Source organism: Haloflavibacter putidus (assembly GCF_006546625.1).
GTDB lineage: Bacteria > Bacteroidota > Bacteroidia > Flavobacteriales > Flavobacteriaceae > Mesonia > Mesonia putida.
Genome location: NZ_VIAR01000001.1, coordinates 276,416 through 301,726, shown reverse-complemented (window position 1 = coordinate 301,726; position 25,311 = coordinate 276,416). Strand labels below are relative to the sequence as shown.

The 25,311-nt window shown below is 36.1% G+C and carries 24 protein-coding genes; 10 read left to right on the top strand and 14 right to left on the bottom strand.

The features are described 5' to 3' along the window. Positions 1 to 191 precede the first annotated feature (191 nt). Both FKR84_RS01310 and FKR84_RS01305 read right to left on the bottom strand, forming a co-directional pair. Entirely contained in the window at positions 192 to 704 is a 513-nt protein-coding gene (locus FKR84_RS01310; protein ID WP_141420377.1) for an acyl-CoA thioesterase, read from the bottom strand. A gap of 52 nt (positions 705 to 756) precedes the next feature. Beyond that, positions 757 to 1,692 carry an HU domain-containing protein gene (locus FKR84_RS01305; RefSeq protein WP_141420376.1) on the bottom strand — a complete coding sequence of 312 codons (936 nt, stop codon included), beginning with the start codon at positions 1,690 to 1,692 and terminating at the stop codon, positions 757 to 759. A 101-nt stretch (positions 1,693 to 1,793) separates the two neighbouring features. On the opposite strand from FKR84_RS01305, the gene dprA reads away from it, so the two are divergent. Further along, positions 1,794 to 2,891, top strand: coding sequence for a DNA-processing protein DprA (dprA, locus tag FKR84_RS01300; RefSeq protein ID WP_141420375.1), 1,098 nt, complete (start codon positions 1,794 to 1,796; stop codon positions 2,889 to 2,891). A gap of 359 nt (positions 2,892 to 3,250) precedes the next feature. On the opposite strand, the gene trpS is transcribed toward dprA, so the two are convergent. Further along, complete coding sequence (trpS, locus tag FKR84_RS01295; protein WP_141420374.1) at positions 3,251 to 4,219, bottom strand: tryptophan--tRNA ligase; 969 nt, start codon at positions 4,217 to 4,219, stop codon at positions 3,251 to 3,253. A gap of 72 nt (positions 4,220 to 4,291) precedes the next feature. On the opposite strand from trpS, the gene FKR84_RS01290 reads away from it, so the two are divergent. Continuing rightward, the gene (locus FKR84_RS01290) at positions 4,292 to 5,041 is read left to right on the top strand and encodes a lysophospholipid acyltransferase family protein (protein ID WP_141420373.1); all 750 of its coding nucleotides are present in this window, start codon (positions 4,292 to 4,294) and stop codon (positions 5,039 to 5,041) included. Positions 5,042 to 5,055: 14 nt separating this feature from the next. Here FKR84_RS01290 and FKR84_RS01285 read toward each other — a convergent pair whose 3' ends face one another. The 4 genes from FKR84_RS01285 to recA all read right to left on the bottom strand — a co-directional run bounded on the left by FKR84_RS01285 (position 5,056) and on the right by recA (position 8,756). Continuing rightward, positions 5,056 to 6,639: an outer membrane beta-barrel protein gene (locus FKR84_RS01285; protein WP_141420372.1), complete on the bottom strand. Its 1,584-nt coding sequence runs from the start codon at positions 6,637 to 6,639 to the stop codon at positions 5,056 to 5,058. Continuing rightward, positions 6,639 to 7,178, bottom strand: a complete 540-nt coding sequence (locus tag FKR84_RS01280) for an RNA polymerase sigma factor (protein ID WP_141420371.1) — start codon at positions 7,176 to 7,178, stop codon at positions 6,639 to 6,641. Before FKR84_RS01280 ends, FKR84_RS01285 begins: the two co-directional genes overlap by 1 nt. 14 nt (positions 7,179 to 7,192) lie before the next feature. Further along, entirely contained in the window at positions 7,193 to 7,612 is a 420-nt protein-coding gene (locus FKR84_RS01275; protein ID WP_141420370.1) for a hypothetical protein, read from the bottom strand. Between the two features lie 124 nt (positions 7,613 to 7,736). Then, a complete protein-coding gene (recA, locus tag FKR84_RS01270; protein ID WP_141420369.1) occupies positions 7,737 to 8,756 on the bottom strand; it encodes a recombinase RecA in 1,020 nt (339 codons plus the stop codon). A 362-nt stretch (positions 8,757 to 9,118) separates the two neighbouring features. Between recA and trhO the strand changes: the two genes are divergently transcribed. The 7 genes from trhO to FKR84_RS01235 all read left to right on the top strand — a co-directional run bounded on the left by trhO (position 9,119) and on the right by FKR84_RS01235 (position 16,736). Then, positions 9,119 to 10,171 (top strand): oxygen-dependent tRNA uridine(34) hydroxylase TrhO, encoded by a 1,053-nt coding sequence (gene trhO / locus FKR84_RS01265; RefSeq protein ID WP_141420368.1) that lies wholly within the window; start codon positions 9,119 to 9,121, stop codon positions 10,169 to 10,171. Between the two features lie 350 nt (positions 10,172 to 10,521). Beyond that, complete coding sequence (locus FKR84_RS01260) at positions 10,522 to 11,682, top strand: PSP1 domain-containing protein (RefSeq protein WP_141420367.1); 1,161 nt, start codon at positions 10,522 to 10,524, stop codon at positions 11,680 to 11,682. Next, positions 11,675 to 12,175, top strand: coding sequence for a gliding motility lipoprotein GldH (locus FKR84_RS01255; protein ID WP_141420366.1), 501 nt, complete (start codon positions 11,675 to 11,677; stop codon positions 12,173 to 12,175). Before FKR84_RS01260 ends, FKR84_RS01255 begins: the two co-directional genes overlap by 8 nt. After that, on the top strand, positions 12,176 to 14,503 hold the full coding sequence (locus FKR84_RS01250) for a penicillin-binding protein 1A (RefSeq protein ID WP_141420365.1): 2,328 nt from the start codon (positions 12,176 to 12,178) through the stop codon (positions 14,501 to 14,503). A gap of 117 nt (positions 14,504 to 14,620) precedes the next feature. After that, a complete protein-coding gene (locus tag FKR84_RS01245; protein ID WP_141420364.1) occupies positions 14,621 to 15,319 on the top strand; it encodes a CoA transferase subunit A in 699 nt (232 codons plus the stop codon). A gap of 135 nt (positions 15,320 to 15,454) precedes the next feature. After that, on the top strand, positions 15,455 to 16,108 hold the full coding sequence (locus FKR84_RS01240) for a CoA transferase subunit B (RefSeq protein ID WP_141420363.1): 654 nt from the start codon (positions 15,455 to 15,457) through the stop codon (positions 16,106 to 16,108). A 175-nt stretch (positions 16,109 to 16,283) separates the two neighbouring features. Then, on the top strand, positions 16,284 to 16,736 hold the full coding sequence (locus FKR84_RS01235; protein WP_141420362.1) for a GNAT family N-acetyltransferase: 453 nt from the start codon (positions 16,284 to 16,286) through the stop codon (positions 16,734 to 16,736). A 4-nt stretch (positions 16,737 to 16,740) separates the two neighbouring features. Here the strand turns inward: FKR84_RS01235 and FKR84_RS01230 are convergent, their stop codons facing one another. After that, positions 16,741 to 17,598 (bottom strand): sterol desaturase family protein, encoded by an 858-nt coding sequence (locus tag FKR84_RS01230; protein ID WP_141420361.1) that lies wholly within the window; start codon positions 17,596 to 17,598, stop codon positions 16,741 to 16,743. Positions 17,599 to 17,601: 3 nt separating this feature from the next. Next, the gene (locus tag FKR84_RS01225; protein ID WP_141420360.1) at positions 17,602 to 19,293 is read right to left on the bottom strand and encodes an ABC transporter ATP-binding protein; all 1,692 of its coding nucleotides are present in this window, start codon (positions 19,291 to 19,293) and stop codon (positions 17,602 to 17,604) included. A gap of 307 nt (positions 19,294 to 19,600) precedes the next feature. Between FKR84_RS01225 and FKR84_RS01220 the strand changes: the two genes are divergently transcribed. Beyond that, positions 19,601 to 21,262: a M4 family metallopeptidase gene (locus FKR84_RS01220; RefSeq protein WP_141420359.1), complete on the top strand. Its 1,662-nt coding sequence runs from the start codon at positions 19,601 to 19,603 to the stop codon at positions 21,260 to 21,262. 59 nt (positions 21,263 to 21,321) lie between these two features. On the opposite strand, the gene FKR84_RS01215 is transcribed toward FKR84_RS01220, so the two are convergent. The 5 genes from FKR84_RS01215 to hemB form a co-directional block, all read right to left on the bottom strand. Next, positions 21,322 to 22,041, bottom strand: coding sequence for a 3'-5' exonuclease (locus FKR84_RS01215; RefSeq protein WP_141420358.1), 720 nt, complete (start codon positions 22,039 to 22,041; stop codon positions 21,322 to 21,324). Between the two features lie 69 nt (positions 22,042 to 22,110). Then, positions 22,111 to 23,247 carry a CNNM domain-containing protein gene (locus FKR84_RS01210; protein ID WP_141420357.1) on the bottom strand — a complete coding sequence of 379 codons (1,137 nt, stop codon included), beginning with the start codon at positions 23,245 to 23,247 and terminating at the stop codon, positions 22,111 to 22,113. Between the two features lie 107 nt (positions 23,248 to 23,354). Continuing rightward, positions 23,355 to 23,798, bottom strand: a complete 444-nt coding sequence (locus tag FKR84_RS01205; protein WP_141420356.1) for a hypothetical protein — start codon at positions 23,796 to 23,798, stop codon at positions 23,355 to 23,357. Positions 23,799 to 23,928: 130 nt separating this feature from the next. Beyond that, positions 23,929 to 24,279: a hypothetical protein gene (locus tag FKR84_RS01200; protein WP_141420355.1), complete on the bottom strand. Its 351-nt coding sequence runs from the start codon at positions 24,277 to 24,279 to the stop codon at positions 23,929 to 23,931. A 37-nt stretch (positions 24,280 to 24,316) separates the two neighbouring features. Continuing rightward, the gene (gene hemB, locus FKR84_RS01195; RefSeq protein WP_141420354.1) at positions 24,317 to 25,306 is read right to left on the bottom strand and encodes a porphobilinogen synthase; all 990 of its coding nucleotides are present in this window, start codon (positions 25,304 to 25,306) and stop codon (positions 24,317 to 24,319) included. Positions 25,307 to 25,311 lie beyond the last annotated feature (5 nt).

The window sequence follows — 25,311 nt, the reverse complement described above, 5'->3', positions numbered from 1 at the left end:
AAGCTGTAGAACATTAAAAATTAATGCTCTACTCTAAAGCTCTTTTGTTAAATTTAGAAAGAAAAGCTTGCTTTAAACAAGAAATAAGATAGTTTGACTTTTATTTAAGAAAAGCTTATGTGTTTTGTTAAGAGCGGATTAGTCTAAAACCTCTCCTTTTTTGTAGTTAAAGATAAAGGACTTTTAGAAGCCTACTCCATAAAAAGAGCTTTTAATTCTGTAGCTTCCTGCGGTTTCATTTTTCCTGCTAAAACCAAGCTGAGTTGCTTGCGGCGCAAAGCTGCATCAAACCGCTCTTTTTCTAAATCTGTTTGCGGTTCTATTGGTGGTACCGGCACGGGAGAGCCGCTTTCGTCTACGGCTACAAAGGTATAAATAGCATCGTTTGCTCTAGAGCGTATTCCGCTTTCTCGATCTTCTATCCAAACATCAATTACTACTTCCATAGAGCTGTTAAAAGCCCTAGAAATACTGGCTTCTACAGTAACAACGCTACCCAATGGCACGGTCTTTTTAAAAGCTACATGGTTTACAGAAACCGTTACCACAATTCTCCTACTGTGTCGTCTTGCTGCAATACTTGCCGCGCGATCCATTCTAGCCAATAACTCGCCGCCAAAAAGGTTTTTTAAAGGATTGGTCTCACTTGGTAAAACCAAATCTGTCATCACAGTTCTAGAGTCTTGTGGGTGTTTTGCTTCCATCAAATTTTTTTGGCAAAGATAAAATTTGTTCCCAATAGAAATGTTATTAGTATTATAATTCTTTTACCAATAACCAGGCTTGGGCGTTTTGTGTGTTTTTAATTTTCCGTAAAGCTTGCAAAGCTTCTAAACGGCCGGTATAACTACTGTAAATAATTTGGTGCAAACCGTATTTATTAGTGCCAATAGCTTTTGCCTTAAAACCTTCTGCTTGTAATTGCTGTAGTTTTTTATCGGCATTTTCTTTTTGACGAAATGCGCCGGCTACAATATGGTATTTTCCTACAGCCGGACTTGGCGCTTTAAAAGTAATTTCCGGTAACGGATTGGTTATACTAAAAGTGGCGTGCTGTATTTTTTGCTCTACTTCTTGTGCTGCTTTTTGCTGCTCTACCAAGTTATGGTTTTTAACTTCGTTGCTATACCAGTTGGCAGATAAAAAACCGGCAATACCAATGGCAACCGCACCAATTGCTGCATAACGCCAATAAAGCGGTCTTGTTTTGGTATTGGTTTCTTGCGCAATAGCAGTTTCTTTTTCCTTTACGGAAATAACTTTGGCTGTTGTTTGAGCGGTTTGCGGTTGAGCTGTAAAATTGCTTAACCCAAAACTTTCTGGAAGGTAATTTTGGTTTTCTTTTGGTTGAAACAACACCTTGTCTTCTTCTAAAGAAAAGCTACCAATATTTTCGAAAACCACTTTTTTATCTTGGTGCAAAGAGTGGAATAATTGTTTGGTAAACTGCCTGAGCTTTAGCATTGCTTCTTGGTAGGTAATCTTTTCTACACTGGCAATATAGTTTATTAAGATTCCATCATTTTCGGTAAGTTGGTGGTTAAAAGAAACCACTTTTCTAGGCGGATAAAAAGCTTTACCGTCTTCTAAAATACGTGCCGATTTTCTATGCGTTAAAAATGCGCCAAATTCAGGAATCACTACACAATCGTAGCGATATAGCAGGTCTTGTATGTATTGTTCTACCTTCATTAAACACAAAGTTAAATTATTTTTAGGTTGAAAGCTAAATTTCGCGGCCTATTTTATTAACAAATAATTTTAAGTACATTTAACGTTCTATTTATCAACTAATGACCAACCAAGATTTAATTTATACGCTGGCTTTGCAACGAGCACCCAATATTGGCGATATTACCGCCAAAAAATTAATACGCTCTTTTGGTAGTGCCGGAGCTGTTTTAAAAGCAAGTCCCGCAAAACTTTCGGCTATAGAAGGTATTGGCAAATCACGTGTAAAAGATTTGCAAAATTCACATTTAATAAAATTGGCCGAAGAAGAGCTGCAGTTTATACAAGAAAACGATATAGCGGTTTCTTATTTTGAAGATACCGATTATCCGCAGCATTTAAAAAATTGTATAGATGCACCTTTATTGCTGTTTAAACGTGGCAATATAAATTTAGAAAACAAGCGGATAATTAGTATTGTGGGCACAAGAAAAGCCACCAATCAAGGTATTGCTTTTTGTCAGGAATTAATAAAGGAACTGGCTTTTTTAAACCCGGTAATTGTTTCTGGTTTTGCTTACGGAATAGATATTGCCGCCCACAAAGCCGCTACCGAAAATCAATTGCAAACCATAGCCTGTATGGCGCACGGACTAAACCAGATTTATCCTAAAGTGCATAATAAATACGTGCGACAAGTAGAAGATAACGGTGGTTTTATGACAGATTTTTGGAGTAATGCCACCTTTGACCGCAATAATTTTTTACGTAGAAACCGTATAGTTGCCGGCATTAGCGAGGCTACAATAGTTGTAGAAAGCGCTGCAAAAGGCGGCTCTTTGGTTACCGCAGATATTGCCAACAGTTATAATAGAGAAGTTTTTGCCGTTCCCGGAAGATTAACCGACCAGATGAGCAAAGGTTGTAACCATCTTATAAAAACACACCAAGCGCGTTTACTTAGCGGAATTGAAGACTTGGTTTACCAACTAAATTGGGATATAGAAGACAAACCAAAACCACAACCCACTTTATTTGTAGCGTTTACCGAAGAAGAACAAATAATTTACGATAAGCTAAAAGATTTGGGCAAAGCTGAAATAGACCAGTTGGCTTTAGCTTGTGAAATGCCTACTTTTAAATTAAATCCTATTCTACTTAACCTAGAATTAAAAGGCGTACTAAGGCCTTTGCCGGGGAAACTCTTTGAAGTGATTTGATTTTTTATCAACAAAAATGAGAATTTGCTGCTATATTGTAATTCCAAAAAATGAGCAACGGAAAGCAAAGCATGAAAAAACACGTTTTATTCTTATGCATTATTTTGTATTTGCGGAATACAACGCAACTACGGCAACTTTCACTTACTTTTTGATGTAGGTACTTTTTATTATTTTGACGGAAAAGGAAACGGCAATTGGTTTCCTATTATGATAGAATTAAATTTAGGTTTCGATTTGTAGTTTGCGTTAGGGATTGAACGGCTTGTTTAAACTCTTTTAAAATTTGGTAAAATTTTAAAAAGTGAGTAGTGAAAGCCCGGCGGGTTGCTTTTTTGCAACCCGCAACGCCCAAATTATTAATAGCCTAATTTCTCGCGAACTCGTTCTAAAACTGCATCGGCAACTTTTCCGGCTTTTTTTGCGCCTTCCAATAAAATAGCATCCAGCTCTTGTTTGTTGTTCATAAAATAATTGAACTTTTCTCGTTGCGGGGCGTATTTTTCTACCAACAAGTCATACAAAGCTTTTTTGGCGTGGCCGTAACCATAACCGCCGGCTTCATAATTGGCGCGCATTTCTTGGGTTTGTTCTTTATTTGCTACCAATTTATAAAGGTTGTAAACATTGCAAGTGTCAGGATTTTTGGGCTCTTCTAACGGCGTGCTATCGGTTTGGATGCCCATTACTTGTTTTTTAAGCTTTTTATCGGTTTCAAAGAGGTTGATAAAATTACTGCGCGACTTGCTCATTTTTTGTCCGTCTGTACCCGGAATGTATTTGGTTTCTTCTTGAATTTTACCTTCGGGCATCACAAAAGTTTCGCCCATTTGCGCATGAAATCTAGACGCTACATCTCGCGTCATTTCTATATGTTGCATTTGGTCTTTACCTACCGGCACCAATTCTGCATCGTACAACAAAATATCTGCAGCCATTAGCATTGGGTAAGAAAACAATCCGGCATTTACATCGTCTAACCTATCTGCTTTGTCTTTAAAAGAATGTGCCAAAGTAAGACGTTGATACGGAAAAAAGCAGCTTAAATACCAAGTCAATTCGGTAGTTTGCGGAACGTCACTTTGTCTGTAAAAAACGGATTTTTTGGTGTCTAAACCAAATGCCAGCCACGTAGCGGCCACCGAATAGGTGTTTTCTTGCAAAACAGCTGCGTCTTTTATCTGGGTTAAAGTATGTAGGTTGGCAATAAATAAAAACGACTCGTTGCTGGCATCGTTAGCCATTTCTATAGCAGGAATAATAGCGCCCAATAAATTTCCTAAATGTGGGGTGCCCGTGCTTTGTACGCCGGTAAGTATTCTAGACATCTGTAAAAATTTTTTGTAAAGGTAATTGTTTTATAGAATTTGATAAATACAATTTGTTACTTTTGGTGTTATATGAAATGGATTAAAGCTTTTTTTATACTTCTTTATAGAATGTGGTTCTATATTTTAGTTGCGGTGCCAATTATAGTATTGTTTCCGTTATTGTTGGTAAGCACCTTACGCGAAAAATTTTATCCGTTTTTCTTTAAGTTAGCGCGTTTATGGGCTAAAATTATACTTTACGGAATGGGTTTTTACCCTATTGTAAAACGATTACAGCGTTTGCAACCTCAAAAAAGTTATATGCTGGTTGCCAACCACACTTCTATGGCAGATATTATGCTTATGTTGGCTATAGTTAAAAAACCCTTTGTTTTTGTAGGAAAAAAAGAGTTGGCAAAATTTCCTGTTTTTGGTTTTTTCTATAAACGCACGTGTATTTTGGTAGACAGAAAAAATACCAAAAGCAGGCAGGATGTTTTTTACCGCGCGCAGAGAAGGTTAAAACAAGGTAACAGCATTTGTATTTTTCCGGAAGGCGGCGTGCCGGACGATTTGAGTCTTGTTTTAGACAGTTTTAAAGATGGCGCTTTTAGATTGGCCATTGAGCATAAAATTCCTGTGGTGCCAATGGTTTTTTATGATAACAAAAAGCGCTTTTCGTATTCTTTTTTTAATTGCAGTCCGGGAAAAATGCGGGTAAAAATTTTAAATTTTATAAATACCGGAGATTTAAAGCAAGCTGATAAACGCGCTTTACGCGAAAAAACACGCAGCCTGATTTTAGAAAGTCTACAAAAAGATGATTTTAAAAAATACTAATAAGCTTAGATTTTTTAAAACTTAAAACTAAATCCGGTATAAACACCAAAATAATAGGGTTTAAAGCCGTTGGCGTTATCGCTAAATGTATTTATTTGATAGTTGAAAGTAGGTTCTAAATTAAGATCAAATTTCTTGTTGAGCTCGTAGCCTAAACCAAGTCCTAAATTGGTGCTAAAACTTAAGTTGTTCAAATTAGCAGATTCTCCTAATTTGATAGTTCCTTCTGCAGAGTTGATATTAATTTGGTTATCGTCTAAAAACATTGTGCTTGCCCCGCCAATTAAATTTATTGCAAAACGTTTATCTACCAAGGCGTATTCTACTTCTACAGGTAAAGTAATATAACCTATTTTTTGATTAAGCGTACCCATTTTAAATTCTGCTATTTTACTCTGAACTTCCGTCATAGCAGATTCTACCATTGGTTTCTTAGATAGTACTGTTATGTTTTTACTGTGGTTTTGTAAAGCTCCTACATTTCTGGCATTTACGGTGCTATTGTAGGCAATATTGTTTACGTTATAGCTCAAATTTACCTTTCCAATACCAGAACGAATTTTCCAACGTTTGGCGAAAGTATAGGCTAGATTAATACCGTAGGCAGTAGATATTTCTCCTTCTGAGCTGTTTTGAGAAAAACTGTGGTCTATGGCGTTTCCGCCATCTAAACCACCATAATAAACCGGAGCAACGCTAGGTTTAATTTGCCACTTAGAAGTTGCTACGGCAGTTTCTGTTTCTTCGCTTCTCTCGGAATTTTCTTTGGTTTCGTCTTGGATTTCTTTTGCCGCTTCTACCAAAGATTTTCCTTTTGTTGGGGTTTCTGTTTCGGCAACTAAAGTATTTTTAGCTGTAGAAAGGCTATCGCTTTTTTTGGCTAAAGCAGATTGGAAAAGATTGTTTTTGTTTAAACTGATAATTGCTTTCTTGTCTTGCTCAAAATTTTGATTTCTGTTTTGCCCGGCAAAATAGTTAGGTTTCTCTTGCGTTTTGTTGTCTTTTAAAACATTCCCCGCAAGGGTATTAATATTTGTTGGGTTGTTTTGTTTTTCTTGTGCGTTTTTGTTGACCGAATTAGAATTTTCTTTTTGCTCACTAACAGCAATGCTTGAAGTAGGATTTATAGCTTTACCGGAATTATTTGAAGCATTTACCAGTCTACTATTATCTTGATTTTTATATGATTTTTGCTGTTTTGTTTGCGCCTTAAGCTTGTTGTTATCTTGCTTTTTATTTATTTTTTGTTGATCTGATTGCGCGCTAAGGCTATTTTTATTTTGAATGGAAACTTCTTTAAAATCTTCTTTTTGCAGTTCTTTATTGTCTTCTGCCTCAATTGGTTTTGTTGGAGAGTTACTTACGCTATTTTGGGTATTGGGTGAGGTGTAAAAAAAGTTTTTTCCTATAAAAAACGCAATGGCTACTAAAGCTGCTACTCCGGCAATTTTGTACCATAATGGTATAAGAATTACTTTGCGTTTTTGTTTGTTTTTGAGTTTGTGCTCTATGTTTTTCCAAACTTGTTCTCTAGGAGCGCTTTCAAAATCTTTGAATTGCTCTTGATAAACTCGGTCTATGTTTTTTTTATCGCTCATCAGCTTGTTTTGGCATTATCGTCTTTTTGCTGTTCTATCTTTCTCTTTAAAATGTCTCTGGCCCGGGCTAAGTTAGATTTGGAAGTTCCTACAGAAATTTCCATAAAGTCTGCTATTTCTTTGTGTGAAAAACCATCTAATACATACAAATTGAATACCATTCTATACCGGTCTGGTAATTCTTGAATTATTTTTAAGAGGTAATTTAACTCAAATTGGTTTTCTTCTATTTCTACCTCGTGATTTTCAATTTGATCTTCGTTTACTATAGAGAAAACTTGTTGTTTTCTATAGCGTTGCAAAGCGGTATTAATCACAATTCGCTTCATCCAGCCTTCAAAAGAACCTTTGTTTTTATATTGACCAATCTTGTTAAAAATGACAATAAAAGCGTCTTGCAAGTTGTCTTCTGCTTCTTGGTAATTTCTTGAATATTTAAGGCAAACGCCAAATAATTTTTTTGAAAATAACCGGTATAGCTGTTCTTGCGATTTTAAATCTTGCTTTTTACATTTTTTAATAAGTTGCTCAATACCCAAACTGTTCCATCTGTTTATAATTCGTCTACTACAGGAACTTCTTTAACGATGTAAATTGCTTCTCCGTCTGCGTCCCGTCCCCGCCAAAACTTAAAGGTATAAGTACCGGTGTCTTGAGCTTTAAATGTAAACATTTCGGTAATCATTTGGTCAATATCTTCGCAATTACTTGCTTCATTAACTATTTTATTGATAACCGCAATTCTTCTTTCGTTGCCTTGTTTTTTGTAGTCATAACCTTCAAAACTGTGGCAAGTAGTTGGACGAATATAATTGATATCAAAATTATATTCTTGATTAACTTGTAAAGTGTCTGGCATAGAGATAGTCTCTATTGGCATTGTTTCATAAGTTATTAAGACATTCTCGGTATCGTCTAAATCACAACTGTATAAAGTGAAGATTCCTAATAAGATGACTATTAATTTTTTCATTAAGTAGGTTATTTTTAATAAAGGGGTTTTACTGTAGATGTTGTATTTTTAATTTGGTTGCGTTTTAAACAAAAAAAATCCTGCGGTTGGGCAGGATTTTTTATTCTTTTAAAACCAAAAAGTATTATTCTTTTGCCAGTTTTATGGCTTCGGTAATTTTAGTTTCTAGTTCTTCCATCAATTCAGGATTATCTTTTAAAAGACTTTTTACTGCATCGCGCCCTTGTCCTAGTTTTGTGTCTTCATAACTAAACCAAGAACCGCTCTTTTTTACAATTTCATAATCTACACCAACATCAATAATTTCGCCTACTTTAGAAATACCTTCGCCGTACATTATGTCAAACTCTGCTGTTTTAAACGGTGGAGCAACTTTATTTTTTACCACCTTAACACGGGTTTTGTTTCCTTTTACTTCGCTATTGCTATCTTTAATTTGTGTAGAACGTCTGATGTCTAAACGTACAGAAGCATAGAATTTTAGGGCGTTACCTCCGGTTGTAGTTTCTGGGTTACCAAACATTACCCCGATTTTTTCCCGCAGTTGATTAATAAAGATTACTGTACAATTGGTTTTACTAATTGTGGAGGTCAACTTCCGTAAAGCTTGTGACATTAATCTGGCGTGCAATCCCATTTTAGAATCTCCCATCTCGCCTTCTATCTCACTTTTTGGCGTTAAAGCTGCAACCGAGTCTACCACAATAATATCTATAGCACCAGAACGTATAAGATTTTCTGTAATCTCTAAAGCTTGCTCGCCGTGGTCGGGTTGTGATATAATTAAAGAGTCTATATCTATTCCTAATTTCTGCGCATAAAACCTGTCAAATGCGTGTTCTGCATCTATAAATGCCGCAATACCGCCGGCTTTTTGTGCTTCGGCAATTGCATGTAAAGTTAAGGTAGTTTTACCAGAAGATTCCGGTCCGTAAATTTCTATAACTCTTCCTCTTGGGTAACCGCCAACGCCTAATGCTAAATCTAAACCTAGACTACCAGACGAGATAGCTTCTACATCCTGTACGGCCTGGTCACTCATTTTCATTACCGTGCCTTTACCGTATGTCTTGTCTAATTTATCTAAGGTCAATTTTAAAGCTTTTAATTTTGCCTCTTTTTCCTTGTCTTTCTCTTTGCTCATATAAATCTGTGTCTTAATCCTTTTACTTTTAGTAAGGGTTGCTAATTTACTATAAGTTTTTTTGCATTACAATAGCTTACGCAACCTTTTTAAATTTTTACATCTACTAAGAAAGCAATAAGGAACAAAAATGAAATTTCTCAAAAGAAATATTCTTTTAAATTGCAATCAGGCAGCGGCTATCGTGATGTTGATTTGCAGCTGTAGGATTGACGGAGGCTAGCGTTATTTACTTTTTATTTGAACAGTTATAAATTAGTAAATAACGAATTAGCCCAAAAAATGCCCGGAAATAAACCGGGCATTTTTTATTTTAATTACCTTTGCAAAAATCTTTTTTTAACTTATAAAATTAGTATAGCATGCAACTGTACAATAAACTAAGTGCAAAAGAAAGAGAAGCCATGTTAGAAGAAGCCGGTGAAGACCGACTAACAATCTCTTTCTACCAATATGCCAAAATTGGCAATCCAGAATTATTTAGAGATCACCTGTTTGTAAACTGGGACCAAATGGAAGTTCTGGGTAGAATTTATGTAGCACAAGAAGGCATAAATGCGCAACTATCTGTTCCCGCAAAACGTTTTGGAGAATTTAAGGCTTTTTTAGACGCTATTTATTTTCTAAAAAATATCCGGCTGAATATTGCCATAGAACAAGATCTGAAATCTTTTTTAAAGCTTAAAATAAAAGTACGCGATAAAATTTTGGCAGACGGTTTAGACGATGCCACTTTTGATGTTACCAAAAAGGGAAAACACGTAAACGCCGAAAAGTTTAATACTTTAATTAGCGACCCCAATACTGTTTTGGTAGATATGCGCAACCATTACGAAAGTGAAATTGGTCATTTTCAAGGCGCGGTAACGCCAGATGTAGACACTTTTAGAGACTCACTTCCTATCATAGAAGAAGAATTAAAAGAGTTTAAAGAAGACAAAAACCTGGTTATGTATTGTACCGGCGGTATACGTTGCGAAAAAGCCAGCGCTTATTACAAACACCGTGGTTTTAAAAACGTTTATCAATTAGAAGGCGGTATTATAGAATATACCAGACAAGTAAATAAACAAAACCTTGAAAATAAATTTATAGGAAAGAACTTTGTTTTTGACCATCGTCGTGCAGAAAAAATTACTGATGAGGTTATTGCACAATGTCACCAATGCGGCAAAGCTTGCGACACCCATATAAATTGCGCTAATGAAGCTTGCCATTTACTCTTTATACAATGTGAAGAGTGTGCAAAAAAAATGGATAATTGTTGCTCTTCAGAATGTAAAGAAATAAACGCTTTACCATACGAAGAACAAAAAGCCTTGCGCAAAGGCAAGCACAACAGTAATAAGATTTTTAAAAAAGGCAGGTCGCCGGTATTAAAATTTAAAAAAGACCCGAATACAGCTATTCATTAATCCTTCCATTTATATTTGAAAACCGTTTAAGTTGCCGCCAATTTGCTTTAACTTAAACGGTTTTTATTTTTATGACAGCCTTCTTTATCTAGACTTACCTGCCTAGCTTTTCACTTAAAAAACAGCTTGCCCAAAACAATTCCGTAAAGCAATAAAAAGAACTTATATTTTTTTACACCTGCGGCTACAGCAAGTATTTTCCTTCACCTCATAAAATATTGGTATATTTACGCCGTTAAAAAACTAAGTATTAATTTTCAATTCTTAGAAACCCCTTTCCTTTTTTCTTTACGGAAGAGATAAAGCTAAGACTAACAGGGTTTAAAAGAATTTCAATATAAATAGAATGTATGGGGTGTGGAAGTTGTGCTACCGGTAAAGACGGGAAGCCAAAAGGATGTAAAAATAACGGAACCTGCGGCACCGATGGTTGTAATAACTTAACGGTATTTGATTGGCTGTCCAATATGTCACTTCCCGGTGGTATAGAACCTTTTAATTGTGTAGAAGTACGTTTTAAAAACGGCCGAAAACATTTTTATAAAAACACAGAAAATCTCTCTTTAAGTATGGGAGATGTTGTAGCTACCGAAACTTCTCCGGGACACGATGTTGGCGTGGTTAGCCTTACCGGCGAATTGGTAAAAGTGCAAATGCGCAAAAAGAAGGTAGACGTAGATAGTGACGAAGTGCAAAAAGTATACAGAAAAGCTACGCAAAAAGATATAGATGTTTGGCAAGGCGTTAGAGAGCGCGAAGAGCCAATTAAAAAAAGAGCACGAGAAATTGCCATCAAGCTAAATTTACGAATGAAGATTAGCGATGTAGAATTTCAAGGAGACGGCTCTAAAGCCACATTTTACTACACGGCAGAAGAGCGTGTAGATTTTAGACAACTCATCAAAGAATTTGCGCGCGAGTTTAAGACCCGAATAGAAATGCGGCAAATTGGTTTTAGACAAGAAGCCGCCCGTTTAGGTGGTATTGGCTCTTGTGGTCGCGAACTGTGTTGCTCTACTTGGTTAACAGATTTTAGAAGTGTTACCACTTCTGCTGCGCGTTATCAACAATTATCTTTAAACCCGCAAAAATTAGCCGGACAATGTGGTAAATTAAAATGCTGCCTCAATTATGAGTTAGATGCTTATCTAGATGCACTTAAAGATTTTCCTAAACAAGACATAAAACTCAAAACCCAAAAGGGCACAGCGGTTTGTCAAAAAATAGATATTTTTAAAGGTGTTTTATGGTACGCTTATGAAGGTGAATGGATGAACTGGCATATGCTTACCACTGCACAAGCCAAAGAAATTATAAAGGCAGCCGAAAAAAATAAACCGGTGGCTAGCTTAGAAGAATTTTCTGCAGAGCTGGAAAAAGATCAAAAAAGCAATTTCGAAAATGTGGTGGGCCAAGACAGTTTAACCCGTTTTGACAAACCGAAGAAGTCGTTTAAAAAGAAAAAGAAACGAAGAAATAAAAAAGGAAAAAAATCCCGCAAAAATGCTTAATATCAGGTTGCTTCTTCTCTTTTTTTGCGTAGGTTTTATTTTTGCGTGCGACTCGGATAGGGTTTTTGATGAATATAAAACCATTCCAGATGCTTCTTGGCATAAAGATAGTATTGTAAGTTTCAAGGTGCGCACAAAAGACACGCTACAACCCTATAATCTGTTTATAAATTTACGTAATAATAGTGAATATCAGTACAATAACATTTTTTTAATTACCAGCATGAATTTCCCTAACGGAAAAGTAATTAAAGACACATTAGAGTATGAAATGGCTTATCCAGACGGTAGTTTTATGGGGGAAGGCTTTACAGATATTAAAGAAAGCAAGCTGTGGTACAAAAAAGGCGTAATTTTTGCCGAAAAAGGAGAATATACCTTTAAAATAAAACAAGCTATGCGTAAAAACGGTAAAGTAGATGGTATAGAAGAACTAACAGGCATTACCGATGTTGGCTTTAGAATAGAAAACACCAAACAAGTTTCAAAATAAGTGAGTGCAACCAAAAAAAATCAGAAAAAAAGTAAAAAACAATCGTTTAGAAAGTACATACTAACTTTTTGGGCTATCTTCCTATCGGGATTACTTTTTGTAGTAATAGTTTTTTTACTGGCCAGTTGGGGGGTATTTGGCAAAATGCCAACCTTTGAACAACTAGAAAATCCAGAAACCAACCTGGCAACCGAAGTCTTTTCTGCAGACGGCCAAACCCTTGGTAAATATTATAACGAAAATCGTACCCCGGTAAAATTTGAAGATTTGCCAGATAACCTTGTGCAAGCGCTTATTGCCACAGAAGACATTCGGTATTACGAACACTCCGGTATTGACGCTCGCGGCACCATACGAGCTATGGTTTATCTGGGTTCTAGAGGTGGCGCAAGTACCTTATCGCAACAATTGGCAAAACAATTATTTCACGGCGAAGGTTCTAGAAATATCTTTTATCGCGTAGTTCAGAAAATAAAAGAATGGGTTATAGCTGTGCGTTTGGAGCGTAATTATACTAAGCACGAAATTTTGGCCATGTATTTTAATATTTACGATTTTAATAACAATGCAGACGGCGTGCGCTCTGCTTCTCGTATTTATTTTGGCAAAGAACCCAAAAATTTAAAAATAGAAGAATCTGCAGTATTGGCCGGTATGTTTAAAAACTCTTCTTTATACAATCCGCGTCGCAATCCTGTTGGGGTAACCAATCGTCGTAATGTTGTTTTACACCAAATGGCCGTAGCAGGATATATTACAGAGCAACAAAAAGACAGTTTACAGGCTTTACCATTAGAAATAGACTATCATCCGGAGAGTCACCAATCTGGTATTGCCACCTATTTCAGAATGTACCTACGCGGCTTTCTTAAAGAATGGGCAGAAGAAAACCCAAAGCCAGACGGCGAGGTTTACAATATTTATAGAGACGGCTTAAAAGTTTACACCAGTATAGACTCTAAAATGCAAAAATATGCTGAAGAAGCTGTAAAAGCGCATATGACTAATTTGCAACGTAAGTTTGACGAGCAAAACGAGAATAATAAAACAGCTCCCTTTCGGGGGATAACACAAGAGGAAATAGACAAGATTATGGAGCGGGCTATGAAAAATAGCCGCCGTTGGAAAGAAATGAAAGCGCAAGATATTCCGGAAGAAAAAATACGCGCATCTTTCGATAAAAAAACGCGAATGAGTCTATTTACTTGGGAAAGGGAAACAGAAATAGATACGCTTATGACGCCCCGCGACTCTATTTTATACTATAAGTCTTTTCTCAATACCGGAATGATGTCTATGGAGCCACAAACTGGAAATGTAAAAGCTTGGGTTGGGGGTATTAATTTACGTCATTTTAAATACGAGCACGTTAAACAAGCCAGAAGGCAAGTGGGTTCTACGTTTAAACCTTTTGTTTATGCTACAGCTATAGATCAATTACATTTATCGCCTTGTTATAAATTGCCCAATAGCATACATACTATTCCGGCAGGTAAACATGGTGTTACAAAAGATTGGTCACCAAAAAACAGCAACAATAAATATGGTGGCATGGTAACGCTAAAAGAAGCCTTGGCCAATTCCTTAAATACCATTAGCGCAAGACTTATAGATAAAACCGGACCAGAACCGGTTATAGATTTATTAGACAAATTGGGTATAGATACCAAAAATATAGATCCGGTGGCGGCAATAGCTTTGGGTTCTGTAGATATAAGCGTATTTGAAATGGTTTCGGCATACAGTACTTTTGCCAATAAAGGAGTTTATGTAAAACCCGTTATTGTTAATAGGATAGAAGATAAAAACGGTACTATTTTATACCAACACACCCCAGAAAGTAGAGATGTAATGAGCGAAGAGGCGGCTTATGTAACCATCAATCTTATGCAAGGAGTTACACAAGGTGGTTCTGGTATGCGTTTAAGAACAACTTGGTCTCCAGAATACTACAAAGATGTAGTAACCGGGCATCCGTATAAATTTCAAAATCCAATAGCCGGAAAAACAGGAACTACACAAAATCAAAGCGATGGTTGGTTTATGGGCATTGTACCAAATTTAACCACCGGCGTTTGGGTTGGGGGCGAAGAACGTTCTGTGCATTTTCCGGGAATTCGTTACGGACAAGGAGCTACAATGGCCTTGCCCATTTGGGGAACTTATATGAAAAAGCTCTACGCAGACGACAGTTTAAAAGTTTCTAAAGGAGAATTTGAAAAACCCGAAGATTTAAGCATTCCCATAGATTGCAATGATGTAGAAGAGGGCGAACAAGATCCATTAGAAGAAGAAAATAACAAAGCCTTAGAAGAATTAGATTTTTAAATCTAAAAATATTTTAGAAAATAACCTCTCGTTTTGGTAAGCAACTAGCTTACTGCGAGAGGTTTTTTAATTGCTGTACTCTTAAAAATTTTGTATTTTTCGGTAAAATTTAAAGAGATGATAAAAAAAACAGTCAATAACGTACAAGAAGCCTTAGATGGGGTAGAAGACGGCATGACTTTTATGTTGGGAGGCTTTGGGCTTTGCGGAATTCCGGAAAACAGCATCGCGGAACTGGTAAACCGTAATATTCAAGGCATAACCTGTATTTCTAACAATGCCGGAGTAGATGATTTTGGTCTGGGCTTATTGTTAAAGAAAAAGCAAATAAATAAAATGATTTCTTCTTATGTAGGAGAAAATGCCGAGTTTGAACGCCAAATGCTCTCCGAAGAATTAGAAGTAGAACTTACCCCACAAGGTACGCTGGCTGCAAAATGTCAAGCAGCACAACAAGGCTATCCGGCAATGTTTACCCCTGCAGGATATGGTACAGAAGTAGCGTTAAATAAAGAAACCAGAATGTTTGACGGTAAAATGTATGTTTTGGAAGAAGCCTATAAAGCAGATTTCGCCTTTATAAAAGCCTGGAAAGGCGACGAAGCCGGAAACCTTATTTTTAAAGGAACGGCCAGAAATTTTAATCCTAATATGTGTGGTGCGGCAAAAATTACTGTGGTAGAAGTAGAAGAATTAGTGCCGGCAGGAGAATTAGATCCAAACCAAATACATATTCCCGGCATTTTTGTACAGCGCATTTTTGAAGGTAAAAACTACGAGAAGCGCATAGAGCAAAGAACGGTGAGAGAAAAATAAGCTAGAAAAAGTAAGATAAATCGGGTTAGTCAATTGGTTTCAAAAAAGAAAGTTTGCAATTTATTTAACCAAACATCTTACGGCATTTCAGAGCAAAGTATTATTCAATACAATAAAAAACAAGATCAATAAATTATGTTAGATAAAAAAGGAATTGCACAACGTATAGCCAAAGAAGTAAAAGACGGCTATTATGTAAACCTCGGGATAGGCATTCCTACCCTTGTGGCCAACTTTGTGCGCGACGATATAGATGTAGAATTTCAAAGTGAAAACGGAATTCTGGGAATGGGACCTTTTCCGGTAGAAGGCCAAGAAGATGCAGACCTTATTAATGCAGGAAAACAAACCATTACCGCTTTGCCGGGTGCAAGTTTCTTTGACTCTGCTATGAGTTTCGGAATGATTCGTGGCCAACACGTAGATCTTACCATACTTGGCGCTATGGAAGTAGCTCAGAACGGCGATATTGCCAACTGGAAAATTCCCGGAAAAATGGTAAAAGGAATGGGCGGCGCAATGGATTTGGTTGCATCTGCAGAAAATATTATCGTAGCGATGATGCATACCAACAAAGCCGGAAAATCAAAATTATTAAAAAAATGTTCCTTGCCGCTAACCGGCGTAGGTTGCGTCACCACAGTTGTTACCAATTTAGCTGTTATAGAAGTAACAGACGAGGGTTTTAAACTTTTAGAACGCGCGCCGGGCGTAAGTGTAGAAGAAATAAAAGAAGCCACCGAAGGTAAATTAATCGTAGAAGGAGACATCCCTGAGATGCAACTGTAAATGATTTGGGCGTATCCCAATTTTTGAAAAAAAAATTGGGACCGCGCTATCCGTTATATCTTTTTTGCGCAAAAACAATTCCCTGTAAAGGCGCAAAAAAGGATACCACTACTATCGCTTACGCAAAAATTGGGCAGCATTATAAAAAGTAAGAAGTTAAAATTGTCAATTTGTTATGGTGCAACAAAGCCTAAATATTAGAGCCTATTCTCCTCAAGATAAACCAAAATTGCTTGTTTTACTACAACTTAATACTCCAAAATACTTTTCTAAAGAAGAAGAAAAAGATTTTACCTATTATTTAGATCAAGAGCGCGAAGCTTATTTTGTGGTAGAGATAAATAAAAAAATTGTTGGCTGCGGCGGGATAAATAAAGAGAATGATAAAAGTATTTTAAGTTGGGCTTTTTTTCATCCAGATTACCAGCGTCAGGGTTTGGGTTCGCAATTAGTTGAATATAGAATACAACATTTATTACAAGATAAGCAAATTTCTAAAATTTTTGTTCGTACCTCGCAACACACATTTAAGTTTTACGAGAAGAATGGCTTTAAAACATTTTTCGTAAAAAAAGATTATTGGGCAAAAGGCTTTGATTTATACGAAATGGAATATCGAAAAAGCTAAACAGTCACTCATACTTTTTTAAGTTGCTGGGCGACTGAATTAAAATAAGTGCAGCTTTCTTTAAACTGCCGGCCATTCTCATATTTTTATAAATATCTACCCATACATGAAATACCAACTTTACAGGATTGTAATGTTTGGGTTGTTCTAAAATTCCGTAAACGGCTTGTTCATCTTCAGGTTGAAAAGTACCAAACATCCTATCCCAAATAATAAAAGTAGAACCATAATTTTTATCTAAGTAATGCTCGTTTTTTCCGTGGTGAACTCTATGGTGAGAAGGAGTGGTAAAGATGAAGCTTATCCACTCAGGAAGCTTTCTAATATATTCGGTATGAATCCAGAACTGATATAAAACTGCAATTTGATGACAAATAAAAAAGATAACAGGATGAAAGCCCAAAAAGCTAATAGGCAAAAAGAAAACTACTTTAATTTGTTGGGTCCACGAAAGACGAAAAGAGGTAGATAAATTATATTTTTCAGAATTATGGTGGGTTACGTGCGTTGCCCAAAAAATACTGGTTTCGTGCCCAAAGCGATGCGCCCAATACCTAAAAAAATCCAACACAACAAAACAAAGAATGGAAGTTGCCCAATTTACAGGAATACTCCACGGCACAAGGTTATATAGCCATATTACCGAACCAAATAAGAGGGTTTTGATAAATAAATTTTGCACTACGGATACTAAACCAATAGTCAACGAGGCAAAAAAGTCTTTTTTCTCGTACAATTGTTTTTTTTGTTTCCAACTGAAATAACATTCGAGTAAGGCTAAACCAATTAAAACTGGTGCGGCGTAAAAAATCAAATCTGGCGCATTAGACATTACATGATCAAGTGTTATTTTTTCTTTCATAAACTATAATCCTTTTGGTATTGCATTAATTAATTCTTGTGTATATATTTTTTCTGGTGCTGCATAAACTCTATCGGCGTCGCCTTGCTCTACAATTACTCCATCTTTCATTACCAAAAGGTTGTCTGCCATATATTTTACGACCGCCAAATCGTGGGAGATAAATATATAAGTAAAGCCAAAATCTTTTTTTAACTCATTTAACAAGTTTAAAACTTGCGCTTGTACAGAAATATCTAAAGCAGAAACAGACTCGTCACAAACAATTAATTTTGGTTGCACGGCAATGGTTCTGGCAATACCAATACGCTGGCGTTGGCCACCACTAAATTCATGCGGATATCGATTAAAATGTTCGGGTTCTAAATCTACGCGCTCTAATAAAGCGATGGTTTTTTCTTTGCGTTCTTTATTGTTTTTGTATAATTTATGTACTTGCATAGGTTCCATTATGGCTTGCCCAACAGGAATACGCGGATTTAAAGAAGAAAACGGATCTTGAAATATCAACTGAATCTCTTTCCGTAAAGCGCGTAAATTTTTAGCGTCTAATTTGGTTATATCCTTGCCACGATAAAAAACTTGTCCGGCTGTGGCAGAATCTAATTGTAAAATTACATTGCATAAAGTAGATTTTCCGCAACCAGACTCGCCTACCAAACCCAAAGTTTCGCCTTCATAAATTTTAAAACTTACGTTATTTACCGCTTTTACAATGCGGTCTTTTCTAAACCAGCCACTTTTGGTAATAAATTGTTTTTCTAAATTATTTACTTCTAAAATTGGTGAATTTTCATACAAATGCTCGAGACGTTTTTTACGCTCTAGATCTGTTTCTGTAGTAAATTGAGTGCTTTTTTCAAGAAAATCTTTTACGGTGGGTAATTTCTTTAAGCGTTTATTGGTGGTAGGTTTGGAGGCTAATAAAGCTTTGGTATAGATTTCTTGCGGATTGGTAAATAATTCTTTTGCACTATTTTCTTCAATTATCTTGCCTTGGTACATTACTGCTACGCGGTCTGCTATTTCAGATACCAACGCCAAATCGTGTGAGATAAATAAAACACTCATCTTGGTTTCTTCTTGTAATTTTTTAAGCAAGATTAAAATTTCTTTTTGTACGGTAACATCCAAAGCGGTTGTGGGCTCGTCTGCAATAAGAATTTTTGGTTTGCAGGCAATTGCCATCGCAATCATTACCCGCTGTTTTTGTCCGCCACTTATTTGATGCGGATATGCATTAAAAATAGCTTCCGGCTGTGGTAAACGCACTTTTTCAAATAAAGCAAGGCATTCTTCTTTTGCTTTTTTGGTGCTTTTCATGCGGTGTTGCAATAAGATTTCTTGCACTTGTTTGCCGCAAGTCATAGATGGGTTAAGCGAACTCATGGGTTCTTGAAAAATCATGGAAATTTCGTTTCCTCTAATTTTCCGTAAAGCAGCATTGTTTTTTTTAAGTAAGTCCTGCCCGTTATAAACAACTTTTCCGTTATCTATAATTGCAGTCGTGGGTAGCAAACCCAAAACAGCCAAGCTGCTTAAAGATTTTCCGGAGCCAGACTCGCCCACGATGCCTAAAATTTCGTTGGGGAAAATTTTAAATGATACATTATGTAAAGCCGTAACAAGCTTTTGCTCTGTTGCAAAGCTTATTTGTAAATTTTCTACTTGTAGTAAGGCAGTTTTTTCTTTCATATAAAGTTCAAGATAGCATTTTTTAATTACTTGCTAAACGTTAAAGTTTTTAACAAATAGTGCATTTCATCGAAAATATTTTGTTTTTAACCGATATAATTTGTTATTTAGTAGTCGCTTAGGGAAGTACGTTAAAAAACAACCCGATTAACGGATAAAAAACACGTTTATTTTTAAGTTAAATTAATAAAAATAATTTTAAAGAAATTAACAGGTAAACCTTCCGTAAAGCTTATAAATACTGCAATGTCTTAGCCGTGTGTGGTATTTAATAAAAAGGTCATACTAACCTTAACAAACTAGCATTATGAAAAATCATTCCATTCTAATTAGTATTACTTGTGTCTTCTTTTTAATTCCTATAATTAACCAAGCGCAAAGCGGTCCGCAAGAACCAACTAAATTACAGGTATTCGAGCAAGAAGAATTTTGGATTAACGACGGAGAAGCCTTTTTAAAAGATTATTTAAATTTATCTTCTGCCAATAGTTTTGAGAAAATTGTAAAACAAACCGATCATTTAGGTTATATACACGAAAAATACCAGCAATATTATAATGGTATAAAAGTAGAATTTGGTAGTAGCGTTTTGCATTCTAAAAATGGCAGGTTAGCATCTATTTCTAACAATGTATTTCCTATTAATAATCTAAAAACAGATTTAGGTCTTTCTAAAGAAGATGCGTTAGAAAGCGCTATAAATTTTGTAAAAGCAGAAGAATATTTATGGGAAAACGAAAAAGAAGCACTAGCTGGCAATTACGTAAAACCAGAAGGAGAGCTCGTAGTTTTTCCTAAGATAGAAAACCTTTCTGAACGCGACCACATTGCTTATAAATTTGATATTTATGCCAGTAAGCCGCTTTACCGCGCAGATATTTATGTAGATGCCGTTACCGGCGAAGTGATTTTAGAAAATGTGCGTATTCATCATGCAAATGAAGCTATGGTGCACGGCAACAGTTTATACAACGGCGATGTTAACATAAAAGCAACCAACCACCACGGTGGTTACCAACTTTCGCAAATGTTTAACGGTAACGGAATTCAGACTTTTGATATGGAAAACTGTTCTAATTACAGCAATGCGGTTGAGGTAATAAGCAACTCACCTATTTTTGTAAACAATCCAATTGCTGTACAAGCGCATTGGGGAGCAGAACAAGCCTATAATTATTTTTACCAAGAACACAGCAGAGATTCTTATGATAATAAAGGCGGGATTATAAAATCTTATGTTAGCTACAAACATAATTTTGTAAATGCATTTTGGGATGGTAGTAGAATGACCTACGGCGATGGCGATGGTAAATCTTACGGGCCGTTAGTGGCTTTAGATATTGTAGCACACGAAATTTCGCACGGTATAACAGAGCATACAGCAGGATTGATATACAGCTATGAAGCCGGCGCTTTAAATGAGTCTTTTTCAGATATTTTTGGAGAAGCTATAGAGCAATTTGCTACCGGAAATAACAACTGGTTAATTGGCGATCAAATAAGTATTGGTGCCAACACCACTGCTTTGCGTTCTATGCGCGATCCTAATTTGTACGGTCAAGCAGATACTTATAAAGGTGCAAATTGGTATGCAAATACAACAGATAACGGCGGCGTGCATTATAACTCCGGTGTACAAAACTTTTGGTTTTACTTATTAACAGAAGGTGGCAATGGTACAAACGATTATGGCAATAGCTACGAAATAAACGGAATAGGAATAGATAAAGCTGCCAAAATTGCTTACAGAAACCTAAGCGTTTACCTTACAGCCAATGCTACTTACCACGATGCAAGAAGTGGCGCTATACAAGCAGCAAGAGACCTTTATGGAAAAAATAGCCCAGAAGAAATTGCAGTAACAAACGCTTGGAACGCGGTTGGAGTAGGCGAGGCTTATGTTAAACCAGCCGTAATGCAAAACACGCAATTACTATCGCAAGCAAATACTTCTAACTTGCTTGATTAATAAAAACCTTGTTGGTTATTAGAAATTAGTTTATTCCGTGTATTCTAGTTTTAAAATATTTACTCTTTTATCGTAAATATTTCTTTTGCGGTTAAAAGTTCTTCTTGTCGTAACCGTAAGATAACCTGAGCAATGGCAACAACATCTTTTTCGCAATAGGTAATGATGCGTTGGGTATCTTTTTCTTTATAAAAAACATCTTTTACTTGCGAGCCGACTATATCGTCTTTTGGCGAAGGAATGTTGAGAACCGCAGTTAATAACTTTAAGGAAGTATAATGTTTATAATCGCCAAACTTCCATAATTCTAAAGTGTCTAAATGCGCAACCTCCCAAGGTTTTTTACCAAATAAATCTAATTTTTTGGGTAAGGAAATACCGTTTATTAACATGCGCCTAGCTATAAAAGGAAAATCAAATTCTTTGCCGTTATGCGCGCACAAAAAATGCTTGTTTTGATAAAAATGGGTATCAACTAGATTTTTAAAATCGTTTAAAAGTGCAGTTTCTTTACCCGAAAAAGTTTTAAGTCTAAAGCTTCTAACATTATTCTGGTAACTAAAATATCCTACAGATATACAGACAATTTTACCAAATTCTGCCCAAATTCCTGCACGGTCGTAAAAAGTAGACACTTCTTGGTCTTCTTTGCGCATATACGCGGTTTTTTGTTCGTACAACGCTTGCATTTCTGGGCTGAGTTCGTTAAAATCCGCGTAAAGCGGAACGGTTTCTATATCTAAGAAAAGAATATTTTCTAAAGGAATTTTTTTGAGCATAAGATAAAGATTGGTTCTAGAAAAATACAACAATTATCTTAAAATTAAAATAGTATTAAAAAAGCTGGTTTATTTTTTAGAGCTGTCTTCTCGTGGTGTATCTTCTTTGGTTTCTTGTTTTTCTTCTTCAGAAATAATACCAATGCGTTTTGCGCGTTGTTCCCAGTTTTTGCGTGCTAAGTGTTGCATGTCTTCAATACTGTCACTTTCGTCCATAATTTCCAGGCCTAGAAGGGTTTCAATAATATCTTCCATGGTTATAATGCCAACCGTATTTCCAAACTCATCAGATACAACAGCCAAATGCGCTCTTTTTTCTACAAAAAACTCAAATAATTTGGGTATTGGTGTATGGCTGTAAGTGATGAGCACTTCGCGTCTTAAACTGGATAAAAGCGAGTCGCCTTTTTCTTGAATCATATTTTCTAAAACTTCATCTTTTAAAACAAAACCGGTAATATTATTTGGTTTTGTTTTATAAATAGGAATTCTGGAAAATTTAAGGTTTTGGTGATTGTCTACAAATTCTTTTATGCTTTCTTGTTCGTCTGCTATCATTGCCACAGAAAATGGCGTCATAACATCTTTTGCCAAAACAGATTTAAAGACCAACAGGTTTTTTATAAAAGTGGTTTCGTTTTCTTTAAAAACGCCTTCTTTTTCCGCTTCGTCTGTAATGGCCATAAATTCTTCTCTGCTCATTGTATTGGCGTGGGCAGAACTACCAATAACTCTAGTGGTTAAAAGCAACAACCACATAATACCGGTATATTTTAAAGGAAAGATAATAACGCGTAATGCTTTTGCGGTAAAATTTCCTAAATGCTTCCAATAACTGGCGCCAATAGTTTTCGGAATTATTTCGGAAAGAATTAAAATTAAAATCGTCATAATTGCCGATACAATTCCAACAAAATTAATTCCTAATATACTATAGTCATAGCCACTTTCTGCCGCCAATATTCCTGCTTGATTACCTACCAAAATGGCGCCTACGGTATGCGCAACGGTATTTAAGGTAAGTATAGCCGTAAGCGGGACGTCTATATCTTTTTTAAATTCTGTTAAAGTATTAGCGTATGCTTTGCCCTCGTTTTGTTTTATCTTTATAAAAGTGGGCGTAAAACTCAGTAAAGCAGCTTCTAGTATAGAACACAAAAAAGAGGCTAAAATTGATATTAACGCATAAACAATTAATAAGGTCATAAGCTTTTTGAAAATTTATGACAAAATATAAATTAATTAGCGATGCTTGAACTAATTTATCATAAATTTAAAGTTATCACTATCAATTCTAGCCAATTTTCTTATTCTTAACACAGCTTTTTCTCCCATTTTTGAGCCATAGCCAACTGCTTAACTCCTTCTAAACGATAATCGTCTTCTGTAGAGAAAAAGTCTAAAACGTTGGTTTGTTTTCCGTTGTTTAAAATCAATTCTACATTCTTGATGCCTTGCTCTTTTGTTCTTAACTCGCGCAGGTTTACTTGTGCATTTTCTAAAGAAAGCTGTTCCACTTCAAAGTTTTCCGGATTTAGGTAACCAAATAAAAGTTGTTTTTTACCGCGGTCTAAAGCCATAAAAAGCTTGGTGTTTATTTCTAATTCATCTAAGTTAAAATTTATAGCTTTTGCTTTTTCCTGAATACGGGTTTCCCAGGTAGATTTTCTTTTTTTACGCAAAATTATGGTGTAAAATATTGGGGTTATAAATAAAAGCAAGAAAATAAATCCCATTATTACTGCTGATGTTTCCATGGTTTTTATGCTCCTATAAGCGGAGTCTTTTTTTATAGTTTTACTGAAATTTTTAAAAGAATTTGGATATAGAAATCCACGCCTGTGGCTTTAAATAAACCACAGGTGTTTTTTAATAAAAAAATTCAGCTTATAAAAAAGTATGGAAAGGAAATAAGTTGATCTTTAAATTATACCTAAAATCAAAGGTTTTTCTCGCTAAGTTAAGCTGCGGCAAAGTGGTGGAAGCGTGTGTAACTTCCGTAAAGGAGAACTTTCCGGAACCTGTCTTAAAATCAGGTAAATTTTCGTCTTCTGCACCGGCAAAATACTCTTCCGATAAAAGTCCTGCAGCAAAAATACCTGCTTTGTTAAGACTTTCTTGCTTAGCGTGTTTTTTTAAACCTGTATAATTGTACGCTTGCACCGCACTCCAAGGAGCGTTGAGCAGGAATACAAGCACTAAGCCAATTAATTTGCCGGTATGTAAAAAAGACTTCATAGGTTTATGCAATTAACCAAATTTATGCCAAATTGTTCTATTGTAGAAGTTTGGCAGCATCTTTGGCAAAATAAGTTGCCATAAAATCTGCCCCCGCTCTTTTTATGGCAGTAATTTGTTCTAACATCACGGCATTTTCGTCCAACCAACCTTTTTCCCCGGCAGCTTTAATCATAGCATATTCGCCACTTACTTGGTAAACCGAAATGGGCGCATTTACCGCATTTTTTAAATCGCGCACAATGTCTAAATAACACAAACCGGGTTTAACCATAACAATATCTGCGCCTTCTTCAATATCCATCTGCGCTTCTCTAATAGCTTCTGAGCGGTTTGCCGGATCCATCTGATAGGTTTTTTTGTCTTTCGGGATATCTTTGGCATCTACCGGAGCAGAATCTAAAGCATCGCGAAACGGCCCATAAAACGCCGAAGCATACTTGGCGCTATAACTCATAATACCGGTGTTTTCAAAACCTTCTTGCTCTAAAGCTTGTCGCATTATAAGTATTCTGCCATCCATCATATCGCTTGGTGCAACAAAATTGGCGCCGGCTTGCGCGTGAGAAACTGCCATTTTGGCCAAAGCCTCTACAGAAGCGTCGTTTACAATTCTGCCATTTTCTACAATGCCGTCGTGCCCGTATTTTGAGTAAGGGTCTAAAGCCACATCTGTCATCACCAACATTTCCGGAACCGCGTTTTTTACTGTTTTTATAGCGCGTTGCATCAAGCCATCGGGATTAACAGCTTCTTTTCCTGCATTGTCTTTTAGGTTTTCTTCAACCTTTACAAACAATAAAACCGATCCTATACCAAGTTGCCAGATTTCTTTTACTTCTTTGCTAAGCAAGTCTAAACTATACCTAAAATAGCCGGGCATAGAAGCAATTTCCTCTTTTTTATTTTCTCCTTCTACCACAAAAAGTGGCGCCTGAAAATCTTTTGGGGTTACACTGGTTTCCTGCACCAAACTTCTAATGCTTTGCGTGCTTCGTAAACGTCTGTTTCTGTTTAATGGGAACATAATTT